General features: G+C 72.6%; 15 protein-coding genes. 9 read left to right on the top strand and 6 right to left on the bottom strand.

The genetic code is table 11. The features are described 5' to 3' along the window. Nucleotides 1-60: 60 nt before the first annotated feature. Nucleotides 61-522, bottom strand: a complete 462-nt coding sequence (locus ACIQ9P_RS12980; protein WP_402354234.1) for a hypothetical protein — start codon at nucleotides 520-522, stop codon at nucleotides 61-63. 179 nt (nucleotides 523-701) lie between these two features. Continuing rightward, nucleotides 702-2,093: an MFS transporter gene (locus ACIQ9P_RS12975; RefSeq protein WP_402354231.1), complete on the bottom strand. Its 1,392-nt coding sequence runs from the start codon at nucleotides 2,091-2,093 to the stop codon at nucleotides 702-704. Nucleotides 2,094-2,148: 55 nt separating this feature from the next. On the opposite strand from ACIQ9P_RS12975, the gene ACIQ9P_RS12970 reads away from it, so the two are divergent. Further along, entirely contained in the window at nucleotides 2,149-3,168 is a 1,020-nt protein-coding gene (locus tag ACIQ9P_RS12970) for an ArsR/SmtB family transcription factor (protein ID WP_402354228.1), read from the top strand. Between the two features lie 55 nt (nucleotides 3,169-3,223). Here the strand turns inward: ACIQ9P_RS12970 and ACIQ9P_RS12965 are convergent, their stop codons facing one another. After that, a complete protein-coding gene (locus tag ACIQ9P_RS12965; RefSeq protein ID WP_402354225.1) occupies nucleotides 3,224-4,291 on the bottom strand; it encodes a threonine/serine dehydratase in 1,068 nt (355 codons plus the stop codon). Nucleotides 4,292-4,345: 54 nt separating this feature from the next. Here ACIQ9P_RS12965 and ACIQ9P_RS12960 point away from each other — a divergent pair, with 54 nt between their 5' ends. The 3 genes from ACIQ9P_RS12960 to ACIQ9P_RS12950 all read left to right on the top strand — a co-directional run bounded on the left by ACIQ9P_RS12960 (nucleotide 4,346) and on the right by ACIQ9P_RS12950 (nucleotide 6,340). After that, nucleotides 4,346-5,071, top strand: coding sequence for a TetR/AcrR family transcriptional regulator (locus ACIQ9P_RS12960; RefSeq protein ID WP_402354222.1), 726 nt, complete (start codon nucleotides 4,346-4,348; stop codon nucleotides 5,069-5,071). Between the two features lie 239 nt (nucleotides 5,072-5,310). Beyond that, nucleotides 5,311-5,535, top strand: a complete 225-nt coding sequence (locus tag ACIQ9P_RS12955; RefSeq protein ID WP_402354219.1) for a hypothetical protein — start codon at nucleotides 5,311-5,313, stop codon at nucleotides 5,533-5,535. 376 nt (nucleotides 5,536-5,911) lie between these two features. Then, the gene (locus ACIQ9P_RS12950) at nucleotides 5,912-6,340 is read left to right on the top strand and encodes an SSI family serine proteinase inhibitor (protein ID WP_402354216.1); all 429 of its coding nucleotides are present in this window, start codon (nucleotides 5,912-5,914) and stop codon (nucleotides 6,338-6,340) included. 82 nt (nucleotides 6,341-6,422) lie between these two features. Here ACIQ9P_RS12950 and ACIQ9P_RS12945 read toward each other — a convergent pair whose 3' ends face one another. Next, nucleotides 6,423-7,382, bottom strand: coding sequence for a helix-turn-helix transcriptional regulator (locus ACIQ9P_RS12945; protein ID WP_402354213.1), 960 nt, complete (start codon nucleotides 7,380-7,382; stop codon nucleotides 6,423-6,425). Nucleotides 7,383-7,446: 64 nt separating this feature from the next. Between ACIQ9P_RS12945 and ACIQ9P_RS12940 the strand changes: the two genes are divergently transcribed. Both ACIQ9P_RS12940 and ACIQ9P_RS12935 read left to right on the top strand, forming a co-directional pair. Further along, on the top strand, nucleotides 7,447-7,923 hold the full coding sequence (locus ACIQ9P_RS12940) for a hypothetical protein (protein ID WP_402354210.1): 477 nt from the start codon (nucleotides 7,447-7,449) through the stop codon (nucleotides 7,921-7,923). Then, entirely contained in the window at nucleotides 7,920-8,468 is a 549-nt protein-coding gene (locus ACIQ9P_RS12935) for an NIPSNAP family protein (protein ID WP_402354207.1), read from the top strand. Before ACIQ9P_RS12940 ends, ACIQ9P_RS12935 begins: the two co-directional genes overlap by 4 nt. Nucleotides 8,469-8,529: 61 nt before the next feature. Here ACIQ9P_RS12935 and ACIQ9P_RS12930 read toward each other — a convergent pair whose 3' ends face one another. Together ACIQ9P_RS12930 and ACIQ9P_RS12925 are read right to left on the bottom strand one after the other, a co-directional pair. Further along, nucleotides 8,530-8,763: a DUF397 domain-containing protein gene (locus ACIQ9P_RS12930; protein WP_402354204.1), complete on the bottom strand. Its 234-nt coding sequence runs from the start codon at nucleotides 8,761-8,763 to the stop codon at nucleotides 8,530-8,532. Beyond that, complete coding sequence (locus tag ACIQ9P_RS12925; protein ID WP_402354201.1) at nucleotides 8,760-9,620, bottom strand: helix-turn-helix domain-containing protein; 861 nt, start codon at nucleotides 9,618-9,620, stop codon at nucleotides 8,760-8,762. The genes ACIQ9P_RS12930 and ACIQ9P_RS12925 overlap by 4 nt, the downstream gene beginning before the upstream one ends. Before the next feature lie 169 nt (nucleotides 9,621-9,789). On the opposite strand from ACIQ9P_RS12925, the gene ACIQ9P_RS12920 reads away from it, so the two are divergent. From ACIQ9P_RS12920 to ACIQ9P_RS12910, 3 genes are all read left to right on the top strand, one after another. Continuing rightward, nucleotides 9,790-10,233 (top strand): ATP-binding protein, encoded by a 444-nt coding sequence (locus tag ACIQ9P_RS12920; RefSeq protein ID WP_402354198.1) that lies wholly within the window; start codon nucleotides 9,790-9,792, stop codon nucleotides 10,231-10,233. 20 nt (nucleotides 10,234-10,253) lie between these two features. After that, nucleotides 10,254-10,976: a hypothetical protein gene (locus ACIQ9P_RS12915; RefSeq protein ID WP_402354195.1), complete on the top strand. Its 723-nt coding sequence runs from the start codon at nucleotides 10,254-10,256 to the stop codon at nucleotides 10,974-10,976. A gap of 82 nt (nucleotides 10,977-11,058) precedes the next feature. After that, nucleotides 11,059-11,868 (top strand): alpha/beta fold hydrolase, encoded by an 810-nt coding sequence (locus ACIQ9P_RS12910; RefSeq protein ID WP_402354192.1) that lies wholly within the window; start codon nucleotides 11,059-11,061, stop codon nucleotides 11,866-11,868. Nucleotides 11,869-12,265: the final 397 nt, after the last annotated feature.

Here is a 12,265-nt window from a genome sequence, read left to right as displayed (position 1 = left end):
GATCGGATCGATCCCGGCCCGGCCCCCGGACCGTTGGACCCGGCCCCCGGTCCCCGGTGCTCAGTTCTCGTTGGGCGGGGGTGGGGCGAGGACGACCGGCCAGGCGTCCTCCCCGGCCAGCAGGTTGTCCAGCGCGAGCCCCGGACCGGCGGCGAACACCGCCGTCGCGGCGCCGGCCCGGGCGTACAGTGCCGGGTCGACCGCCGCTTCCGCGTGCAGCACCAGGGCCGCCTCGGGGACGGCGGGCGAACGCTCCGGGAACGCCGCCGGGTCCGCGCCGATCTGCTCCAGCGTGAACGGGTACGCGGCCACCGCGACGGTCAACCGGTCGCCGTCCAGGGCGTGTTCCGCCCAGCCGTCGGTGGGGAGGAGGAAGAACGCGCCGTCCCCCTCGTGCCCGTACCAGCTGAGCCTGGCCACGGCGCGCTCGCCGGGCGGGCCGTCCGGATCGACGAGCAGCGCCACCACGGGCGCGTCGGGGTCGTCGGGGTTGATGCCGTTGCGGACGTAGAGCCGGGCCACGGGCGACCTCCGGTCGGGGGTGGGCGGGGTGTGCGCGTCTGTGGTCTGCGGGCGAATGCTAGCGGGGCTTCCGCGGGACGGTCACCTGGGGGTGATTGTCATGAACACGACCTTAACGGGCCGATGGCTCGAACGACAGGAGAACCGTTCGCTCCGGATCGACCGCTCCGGACGATCCGTCACGGGGTGTGCTCGCGTTCGCGCCGGCCTCGGCGTCCGTCGTCGTGTCCGTCGTTGTGCCGGTCCTCGTGCCCGTGCCCGTGCTCGTGCCCGTGCTCGTGCCCGTGCTCGTGCCCGTGCTCGTGCCCGTGTCCGTCCTCGTCGTTGTGCTCGCGAGGCCGTTCAGGCTGCTTCGGCTGTTTCGGCCGTTGGCCGCGGGGTGCCGGCGGCACGGTGCGGCGGAGGTGCGCCGCCTCGACCAGGTGGCGGGTCAGGGCGAGGGCGGTGAGCAGGGCGAGCAGGGAGCAGACTCCCGGCCAGCCCGCCAGGGCGTGGGCGCGCAGGCCGAGCCAGGAGCCGACGCTGCCGCCGAGGTAACCGAACGTCATGTAGGCGGTGTTGAGCCGGCTGCGGGCGTCACCCCGGAGCTCGTACACCCGGGTCTTGTTGGCGATCATGCCGGACTGCATCGAGACGTCCAGCAGCAGGGTGCCGGCCACCAGGACGGCCAGGCCCGCCGCTCCGCCCCCGCCCCCGGCCGCCAGGACCGCCGCCGAGGCGAGGGCGCCGAGCAGTCCGGCCAGGTTCACGGGGTCGGCGCCCCGGCGGTCCACCACTCGTCCGGCGAACGGCGTGCAGACCATCGTCGCCGCCCCGACCAGCGCGATCAGCCCCACCGTCTGCGCGCCGAACCCGTACCGGGGCCCGGTGAGCAGCAGTGGAAGGCAGGTCCAGACGGCGCAGAACCCGCCGAACACCATCGCCTGGTAGAAGCCCGAGCGGCGCAACTCCGGTTCGTCGCGCAGCAGTCGGAGCGGCTCGACCAGCAGCGACCCGTACGAAGGCCGGACCGCCGGGGCGACGGCGGTGACGTCCGGAAGGGCGCGGGTGAGCACGGCCGCGAGTGCCAGCGTCAGCACCCCCGCCGCCAAGTACGGCGCGCGCCAGCCCAGATGCTCGCCCAGCGTGCCGCTGAACGTCCGCGCCAGCAGCATGCCGCCGGTGGCCCCGCTCAGCAGGGTGCCCATCACGGCGCCGCGCCGGTCGACGGGCACCAGCCCGGCCGCCATCGGCGACACCACCTGGGCGGCGACCGTGGTGGTGCCGACGGCGACGCTCGCCGCCAGCAGGACGGGCAGGGTGGGCGCGCAGCCGGCCGCGAGCAGTTCGAGGCCGGTGAGGCCGAGCAGGGTGGTCAGCAGTCGGCGGTTGGGTATTCGGTCACCCAGCGGCACGATGAGGAAGATGCCGATGGAGTAACCGATCTGAGTGAACGTCACCGCCAGCGCGGCGGAACTCTCGGAGGTGTCCAGGCCGGCGGCGATCAGTGGGGTGATCGCCTGCGGGAAGTAGATCGTGCCCACGCCGACGGCGCAGGTGACGGTGAGCAGCAGGAGCAGGCGGCGATTCATACCCGGAGGTTGGCCCGGCGACGCGCCGTTGCCAACCGATGTAGCGTGGCCCTTCATGGTCATCACCTTCGAGCTGGGTGTCGAGGACCTCGCGGACACCCGCTTCGCCCTCTCGCCGCTGAACGAGACCGTGCTCAGCCTGCGCGTTCTGCGCGAGCCGGGCTTGTCGGCCGTGCATCTGCCCTGGCGACGCTCGGTGCTCCGAGCGCTCGGCGAACTCGGCGCACTCGGTGAACTCGACGGCTTCGACACCGGTTTGCTGCTCTCCCTGGTTGCCGAGCGGCGGACCGTGCCGGACTTCCTCACGCCCCCTCCGGCGAGCTTCGCCCCGTCGTTCGAGGAGGAGTTGGCCGTCGTCCGTCGTACCGCCCCCGCGGTGGTCCGGCGCGACCTGCTGGGCACCCACCTGCCCGACCCGCCGCCCGAGCCGCTGCGCACCGCCCTCGACGGAGTCGGCGACGCGGCGGTGCGCCGGCTGCGCGACACGCTGTGCGAACTCCTGCGGCGCTACTGGGAGATCGCGCTGCGGCCGGACTGGCCGGGGATGCGGCTCCTGCTGGAGGCCGACATGACCTACCGCGCCCGTCGGCTCGCCCTCGGCGGTGCCCGCCTGCTCTTCGCCGACATGCACCCCTCACTGCGCTGGCAGCGGGGAGTACTGCACATCGCCGACATGATCGGCCGGCACCACGTCCTCGCCTCCGGGCGGGGGTTGCTGCTGCTGCCGTCGGTGTTCGCCCACAAGCCGGCGCCGCCGCTCAGTCCGGACGGCGCGCCCACGCTGGCCTACCCCTGCCGGGGAGTGGCCACCCTCTGGTCCCGCCCGCCCGTCGTCGAGGCCCCGGCGCTCACCGCCCTGGTCGGGGCGGCCAAGGCCCGGTTGCTCGGCATGCTCGACGAGCCGCTGGCCACCGTCGAACTCGCGCGCCGGCTGCGGGTCACGCCGAGCGCCGTCTCGCAGCACCTGCGGGTGCTGCACGCCAACGGCCTGGTCGCCCGGGCCCGGGACGGCCGACAGGTGCTGTACCGGCGGACGTCCCTGGGGGACCGACTGGCGGGCGGGGTGGGGGAGTAGGCGGGGTGGACGTCCGAACGGCCGGGCGCCCGGCCGTTCGGACGCCCGGTTGGGCCTAGATCGTGGTCGGGTCGGTGTTGGCGCCGCACAGGATGACGCAGACCTTCTCACCGTCGGCCGGGCGGTAGCCGTAGCTGGTGCCGGTGTTGGTACTGCTGTTGGTGTTCGTGCCGGTGATCGCGTCGCGGGATCCGTCGCCGGAGCCGTCGCCGTTCGTGAGCAGGGCGGCGAGGGCGGTGGCGGCGCCGTGCTCGACCAGGATCCGGCGTTCCTCCCAGAGTTCGCGGCGGGCCCGGACGATGGCCGCGTCCGGGACGAGCACCGACCGGGCGCCGTGACCGTCCGCCTCGGGCCGGGCGGCGTCCACGGCCAGGGCGGTGGCCCGGCGGGCGCCGAGCGAGTCGCCGGCGACCGAGTCGACCGTGACGTCCACCGGCCGGCCCGCCGCGAGGGCGGCGTTCAGCGCGCGCGAGTGCTCCGGCTCGACCGCCACCGCGCGGATCCCGTGCTGCCGGGCGGCCGTGGCCACGCCCGCGAACAGCCCGCCGCCGCCGACCGCGACCAGCACGGTGTCCAGCCCGGGCACCCGCGCGTGGATCTCCTCCAGCAGGGTGCCCGCGCCCGCCGCGATCAGCGGGTGGTCGTAGGCGTGGCTCGCCAGCGCGCCGCTGCTCGCCGCGAACTCCTCGCAGGCGGCCAGGGCTTCGGCGTACTCGGTGCCGACCAGCCGGACGTCCGCCCCGTACGAGCTCAGCCGGGCGATCTTCACCTGCGGCGCGTTGGCCGGCAGGAACACGGTGGCCCGTACGCCCTGCCGGAGCGCGGCCCACGCGCACGCCAGCCCGGCGTTGCCGCCGGAGGCGATGGTGACGCCCGCGTCCGGCAGGGTCCCGGCCTCCCGATGGGCGCGGAGGAAGTTCTGCGCGCCGCGCGCCTTGAACGACCCGGTGTACTGGAGGTACTCCAGCGCCAGCCACAGTTCGGCGCCCTCGGCACTTCCGGTGGCCCTGGTGGCCCCGGTGGCCCCGGGGACCTCGGCGGGGGCGACGGCGACCGGCCGCACGTGGCCGGCGATCCGCTCCGCTGCCGCCTTGATGTCGTCGTAGCCGAGCTGCTGTCGCATGGTGCCGCCTCCACGGGTCCGTCTTCCGGTACGGCGTACCGTACGCTGTGCCGCATGCCTCGGCAATCCGCCTCCCTCGACCGCGCCACACCCGAACGCATCGCGGTCGCGGCCCTGTCCATCGTCGACGACCAGGGCCCGGCCGCCCTCAGCTTCCGCACCCTCGCGGCCCGGCTCGACATCTCCGTCGCCTCGCTCCAACGCCGCTGCACCGATCTGGCGGGCCTGCTCGACCTGGTCACCGACCACCTCGCCGAACGGCTCCCGCACATCGCGCCCGGCACCGGCTGGGCCGACGCCACCGAGAGCCGGTTCACCGCGCTGTACCGCCTGCTCACCGCCCACCCCGGGCTCGTCGCCCTGCGCGGCAGCCGCCCCTGGATGGGCCGGAACCTGCTCGCCCGCCTCGTCGAACCGCAGCTCGCCGACAGCATCGCCGCCGGGATGACCACCGTGGAGGCGATCACCGCGTACCGGCGGATGTACCTGCTCACGCTCGGGAGCGCGAGCTTCGTCGACCACCGCGACCCCGCCGCCACCCGGGCCGTCACCCGTGCCGCGCTGGCCGCGCTCGACCCGGAGACCTACCCCGTACTGAGCGGCCGGCTCGCCGAGATCGTGCCCGTGGTGACCGACCACGAGGTGTACTACGGGGCTCTGCGGCAGCTGATCCGGGCGGCGGCGCCGTCCGCGGCCTCGGAATCGTCCGCGGTGACCGAACCGTCCGCGTCGTCCGGACCCTCAGAGCCCTCCGAACCGTCCGCGTCGTCCGGGGACTGACCGGTGCCCGGAAGGGCACGACTGTCGTTCCCCATGGGCCGCCCCGCCGCCGGCCCGGTTGTGGCGCGCCCCCGCCGAACCCGCCCGCGCGGGCACTCGGCGCGCCGGATCCCGTCCCGCCGCCGACGCGCCCACCCCGCCCGGGCTGCCCGACCTGCGTGCCGGGCTGTCGAACCGGCGCCGGACCTGGGAATATCCTTGGTAACCGTACGAGAACGAAGAACATAAGGGTGGGCGACATGATCGGTGTAGTGCTGATCGGCGTGCTGGCGCTCGTCATCGGGGGCTGTGTGTGCGTGGTGTGGGCCGACCGCGGCGGTCCGCGGTGGACGCGCGCCGTGGCGGCGGCCACCGTCGGTGCGGGTCGGCTGGTGCGGAGCTACCAGAAGGCCCAGGGCCGCCGGGGCAACAGCGGCCCCGAGATCCTCGGTGGCACCGACAACTCCGGCGGTAGCGCGGGGTAGGGGTAGGTGCGGGGCCGCCTTCCTCCGGACCGGTGGTCGTCCCGGTGCCCCTGCCGATCGGCAGGGGCACCGCTGCGTGCGGAAGCGGGCGGGACGCTCAGCGGCCGCTTTCGGTGCGCTCGATGCCCTCGGCGCCCTCGGCGCGCCGCCACGCCCGCCCGTCCCGTTCCCGCGGGTACTCGTCGATCTCCATGCCGTCCCCCTGGTGCGATTCGATCACATGGCGGGGGAGAGCATCCCAGATCGTCCGCGACCCTTCGCCCCCTCCCGTCGGCCTTTCCGTTGCTCTTCCGCACCGGAAGTCGACGCCGCCGACTTCCCACTCCGGTACGGGGGCCGGCCGTGACGCCGGTATCCGGGCGTCGTTGCGCCGGGCGTGAAGACGACCCGCACCCTCGCCCTCCTCGTGACCGCGCTGCTCACCACCGGCCCCATCGGCACTGCCGCCGCCACCGCCGCGCCCGCCGCCACCTCTGCCCCCGCGCTGGGGACGAGCCTGCGCCTCACCGTCGCCCACGGTGACACCCCCTCCGGCGGAACGCCGCGCACCGTCACGCTTGAGTGCCCGCCCTACGGCGGCACCGCCACCACCCACCCCGACCCGGTCACCGCCTGCCGCCTGGTCGACTCCGTGAACGGGGAACTCGACCGGCTCGACGTCGACCCGGGCGTCTGCACCGACCAGTACGACCCCTACACCGTCACCGCCTCCGGTACCTACCGGGGCCACCCGCTCTCCTTCCGGCACACCTACGGCAACCACTGCGTGCTGCTCCGCACCACCGGCGCGGTCTTCGACTTCTGACCCGCCGCCCACTGCCCGCCGCCCACCGACCACCGTTCGGCGGGGCCTCGCCGAATGGTGGGCGGCGGCCTCGCGGGACCGGTCATCGGTCGTCCGGCGGGGCGCCGTAGCGGGTGGCCAGGGCGCGGACGGTGGCGGCGACGCGATCCCGGAGTTCCGGCGGGGCCAGTACTTCGAGCTCCGCGCCCAGGCGGAGGAACTCCCCGAGGGCGTGCTCGACCGACTCGATCGGCACCCGGGCCTCCGTCCACTCACCTTCACCCGAAGGTGTGAGGCCGAGCCGCCGGGCGCCGTCCGCCGTCACCCGGACGAGTGCCTCCCCGGTGTGCAGCCGGGTCCGGAAGTCGGCCACGTGTGCCTGCCAGTGGGCGGCCAGGTCGAACCCGGCGGGCGGCGTGATGCCCTGTTCCTCCTCCAGGTGGCGCAGACCGAGGATCTGGTCCACCCGGTACGTCCGCAGCCCGGACGCCCCGCCCGCGACCAGGTACCAGCGCCCGGCCTTCAGCACCAGCCCGTACGGCTCCACCCGCCGCTCGATCTCCTCGGGCGCCCGCCAGCGCCGGTAGCGCAGCAGTACCGCCCGCCGCTCCCAGACGGCCGTGGCGACGTCCGCGAGGTAGGGGTGCGGCGCGCGGTCGGCGTCGCCGTACCAGCCGGGGGCGTCGAGCAGGAAGCGCTGCCGGATCCGCCCGGCGTGCTCGCGGAGGGCCGCCGGGAGCGCCGCGTCCAGCTTCAGCCGGGCGGTCGCGAGGGCCTCCCCGAGCCCGAGCTGGGCGGCTGCCCCGGGCAGCGCGGCGAGGAAGGCCGCCTGTGCCTCGTCGAGGGTGAGTCCGGTCAGGCGGGTCCGGTAGCCGTCGACCAGCCGGTAGCCGCCGGAGTGGCCCGCGTCCCCGTACAGCGGGATCCCGGCGGCGGCGAGGGCCTCGACGTCCCGGTAGACGGTGCGGACGGAGACCTCCAACTCCTCGGCGAGCTGCTGGGCGGTCATCCGGCCCCGGTTCTGGAGCAGGAGCAGGAGGGTGACGAGTCGGCTCGCGCGCATGGCGTCGAGTATTCGGCATTTCACTGACAGAAGGTGTCAGTGGAGTCCCCCTAACCTGCGGCGCATGAACGATTTCGACTTCCTCCACGGCTCCTGGGACGTGGCCAACCGCCGCTTCACCGCCCCGCTCGACCCCGGATCCGGCAGTTGGGAGGAGTTCCCGGGCCGGTCGGTGGTCCGCCCGCTGTTCGAGGGCGGCGGCAACATCGACGAGATCACCTTCCCCACGCTCGGCGGCCGCCGCGGTGTGACCCTGCGGCTGTTCGACCGGGAGGCCGGGCAGTGGTCGATCTACTGGTCCAGCAGCCGGACCGGTCGGCTCGACCCGCCCGTGACCGGTGGCTTCGCCGGGGAGCGGGGCGACTTCTACGGTGACGACACCTACGAGGGTCGGCCGATCCGGGTCCACTTCACCTGGCACCGGCTCGGCCCGGACGCGGCGCGCTGGGAACAGGAGTTCTCGGCCGACGGGGGAGTGACCTGGGAGCTCAACTGGGTCATGGACTTCACCCGCACCGGACCTGCGACGGCCGGCCTGTGAGCGCGTCGCTGATCGTCGAGCTGCGGCGGTACACCCTGCACCCGGGGGCGCGGGACACGCTGATCGAGCTGTTCGAGCGGGAGTTCGTGACGGGGCAGGAGGCGGTCGGGATCACGATGGGTGGCCGGTTCCGTGACCTGGACGACCCGGACCGCTTCGTCTGGCTGCGGGCGTTCCCCGACATGGCGAGTCGCCGGCGCTCCCTGGAGGCGTTCTACGGCGGGCCGGTGTGGCGGGAGCACCGGGAGGCGGCGAACGCGACGATGGTCGACAGCGACGACGTGTTCCTGCTGCGGGGGCCGGGCTTCGCGGCCGTGGACGCGGAGGTGCTCGCCACCGTCTGCCACCCGCCGGACGCGGCCGCGTTCGACGCGTATGCCGCCCGGCACCTGGGCCCGGCTCAGGCCCTCCACCGGACCGAGCACGCGGTGAACGACTTCCCGGCGCTGCCGGTGCGGGAGGGCGAGGACGTTCGGGTCTGGTTCAACGGGCCTGCGGTGCCGCCTCCGTGGCCGTCGGAGCGGCTGCGCCTGGTGCGGGTGTGAGATGACGGACGGAGTGGGACGTCGGCGGATCCGACGTCCCACTTCGCCGTGTGTTGTTCCGTCAGACCGTGAAGTTGGGAGCCTTCGCCTCGATCGCCTTGACGAAGGCCGTCCACTCGGCGTGGTCGAAGGCGAGGTGGGGCCGTTCGGGGTTCTTGTCGTCGCCGAGCCAGACGTCGCCGTTGGGGAAGCGAGCGACGATCACACAGTCTCCGTTGCCGTCGCCGGAGAACGGGGACTTCACCCAGGACGCCTCGGTGGGATTGTGGTCGTAGGGGTCGTGCTTCTCGCTCACGTCAGCTCTTCCAACTTGCGTTCCAGGGCGGTGATGGTGTCCTCGGGGGACAACGAGTTCTGCTTGACACGGCCAATGGCGCGCTCGGCCCGGCGTACGTCGCGTCCCGTCCTACGCGGGAGCATACCGCCGACGGCCTCGATGAATACGAAGCCATTCTCGGCATCGTCGGGGAACCGCAGAAGCGTGAGACCGGAGGAGAGGATGCCCGGCCGTCCGGCGCTCAAGGGCACCATGCGCAGGGTCACATTGGGGAGTTGGGCAACCTTGATGGCGTGTCGGAGCTGTTCGACCATGATGCTCTCGTCCCCGGCGATCAGCAGCGTGACCTCACCGAAGTAGGCTTCAAGGGTGAGTGTGGGCCACTCGGTAAGACGGCGCTGGCGAAGGATCCGGACCTCGGCCCCAGCCTCGACGCGCTCCTCGTTGGGGGAGTCGAGCCCGGCGGCGATCATCTCTTTGGCGTATCCCTCGGTCTGCACCAGACCCGGGAATCCTGCGGGGAAGTAGTTCAGCATGTGCGATGCCTCGGCTTCGAGGGCCAAGTACTCCGCGAAGGCCGGCGTGATCGCCTCGGCGTAGTCGAGGTTTCGCCACCACTGCCGAGTCGGGCCACTGCCCAGGAGGTTTTCGTAGTACTCCCGGTCCTCGTTGGTGACTCCGTAGTAGTCGAGGAGCGTCGCGAGGTCCTTGGGACCGACGGGCTGCTCGGCGCGCTCCATCTTGCTGAGACGGGCGGCGCTCCAGCCCGCCAGACCGCTCGTGACCTCCTGGAGCTTCTTGTTCTGCTCCAGTCGCAGTGCTCGCAGTTCATCGCCGAGTCTGATCTGCCGGATCGTGGAGAGGTCGGTGGTCAAGTGGGTCCCTCCCTTTCGATGTTGACGCCCAGTCTTGCCCCATACGGTGTCGGTACTCAAGCCGGTTTCAAGATCCACCGATTTTCTACGACGTTCTGTTGCACTTTCGATTCGCAAGGATCCACACTCAACGTGACCGACTGGACACGCTCCTGAAGGCGGCCTCGCCATGTCCACTTTGAGTAGACCCGTCCTCCGCACCTGGGAGGCATCGCTCACCGACCACTGCACATCCGTGCGGGTCGCCCGCCGGGAGATCCGTGACCAACTGGCCTCCTGGGGCTGGTCCGGCGACCGGGTCGACGACCTCGTCCTCATCACCTCCGAACTGGTCACCAACGCCGTCGTGCACGCCTGCGCCGGTGACGGGGAAGTCCGGCTCCACCTCCAGGAGTTCGACGGCGACTGCCGGCTCGAAGTCTGGGACCCCCGGCACGACCTGCCGCTCCACTCTCGCGCACCGCGCCGCTTCAGCGAATGCGGGCGCGGCATCGACCTCGTCCGCCAACTCGCCTTCGACTTCGGGGTGGTCACCCGCAAGGGGGCCGGAAAGCGGGTCTGGGTGCGGATGTTGCTCGACCCCTCCGCCGCCCCACCACCACCCACCTCTTGAACTCCTGAGGACCAAGCCCCATGCACCCCGCCGCCATCGCCTTCCAGGACCCCGCCCGCCTGCACGCGCGCTGCGAGATCTCCGGCGTCCGCCGCTTCACCCTCCGACCGGGGTACGAGACCACCGTCGCCGTCCCGGACGGCGGCTGGGAACCGCTCCCGGACGGCTACCCGGAGCGGTTCGCGCCGAGTGTCTTCACCCGCGAAAGCGGGCTCGTCGAACTCTTCCGGCTCCCGGAGACCGTCTTCGACCTCCCGACCGCCACCGCCCTCGTCGAGATGCTCGGTGATCCCTTCCCGATCACCCTCGGTGAAACCACCGACCCGCCGGGGCTCCCCTCCACCCACACCCACCCCGACACGGGCCTCCACCTCGGCCTGCACATCGACAACCACCAGCCCATCCCGTACCCGACCCGCGAGACCGCCCGCCGACGCCTCTGCGTGAACCTCGGGCCGGGCAGCCGGTACCTCCTCCTCGCCACCACCGACATCAAGTCCGTCTGCCGCACCGTCCACGCCGACTACGCGAACCACACCCCGACCACCGCCGACCTGCGCCTCTACGTCACCCTCCGCAGGCCCGTCCACGCCCTCCGGCTGCGGATCGACCCGGGGGAGGGGTGGATCGCGCCGACGGCCGTCCTCCCGTACGACGAGTCGACCGTCGGCCGGCCGCTCCCCTCCGTGACCGCCTCCTGGCTCGGCCACTGGGACCGCGGCCTCTTCCCGCCCCTGATCTGATCCCCCTCTCCTCCTCTCCCCTCCCTCCCCCTCCCTTCTGTGTCAGGCTGGAGGGTGCACGACCGAGGTCGGGAGGCGCACGATGGCCGAGATCAGGGTGAACGGGGTGTCCCTGTACTACGAGACCCGGGGCGCCGGGCCGGGAGTGGTGCTGGTGCACGGCTCCTGGACGGACGCCGACAGCTGGGTGCGCGTTCTGCCGGGGCTCGCCGAGGAGACCACCGTCGTCTCCTACGACCGGCGCGGGCACAGCCGCAGCGAGGACCTGCTCACCCAGGGTTCCGTCTACGAGGACGCCGCCGACCTCGCCGGCCTGATCGTCGGACTCGGCCTGGCGCCCGCCTACGTCTGCGGCGACTCCTACGGCGGCCTGATCGCGCTGCGCCTCGCTGCCGCCCGCCCCGACCTGCTGCGCGGAGTCACCGTCCACGAACCCCCGGCGACCGGCACCCTCCTCGCCGACCCGGAACTCCGCCCCCTCGGCGTCGCCTTCGCCGAACGCATCTCGGCCGTCCGCGAACTCCTCGAACAGGCCGAATCGGCGGCCGCGGCGGAGCTCTACGCCGACACCATCGCCTTCGGCCCGGGCGCCTGGGAACAGCTCCCCGCCCCCGTCCGCCACACGTACATCCGCAACGCCCCCACCTACCTCGACGAACTCCGCGACCCGGACGCCCTCGACCTCGACCTCCCCGCCCTCAGCCGCTTCACCGAACGCGTCCTCCTCACCCAGAGCGACGACAGCGCCCCCATGTACGGCGAGATCCTCGACCTGATCGACCTCTCCCTCCCCAAACCCGAACGCCACGTCTACCCCCACGCCGGCCACACCCCCCACCTCTCCGAACCCGAACGCTGGATCCGCACCACCCTCCCCCACGCCCTGAACTGAACCACCCCGGCCAGGCTGCACCAGGCCGACCGGAGGGGGAAGACGGTGGTGCGTTCTGTCCTGTCCAGTCGGTTTTCCTGCACACTCGGGAGCTCGGCGCTACCGCTGTGCGGCTGCTCCGCCGGAGGCTCGTCCTTCTCGGCCTCCCGGACCGACGTGATCGGGACCTGGAGCAAGTCCATGGGCGCAGAGTTCGTGATCGAGCAGGAAGGCACCTTCCGCTCCGAGAACCTCACCCCTGCGCACCGAACTCTCCCAAGAGATCCGACTTGAACCTGCCTGTCCCGAGATCTCGTCGAGGCCGGGTCGCCGCCATCGGGTCGCTCCTGATCGTCCTGCTGGGCCTGTCGACCTGGAACCTTCCCCTGATGGCACAGTGGCGGGCGGGCGGCGCGGG

Origin of the sequence: Kitasatospora sp. NPDC094019 (assembly GCF_044764505.1) — a bacterium.
Classification (GTDB): domain Bacteria; phylum Actinomycetota; class Actinomycetes; order Streptomycetales; family Streptomycetaceae; genus Kitasatospora.
The sequence above is the reverse complement of the archived record's forward strand: the minus strand, read 5'-3'. Positions and strand labels throughout refer to the sequence as shown.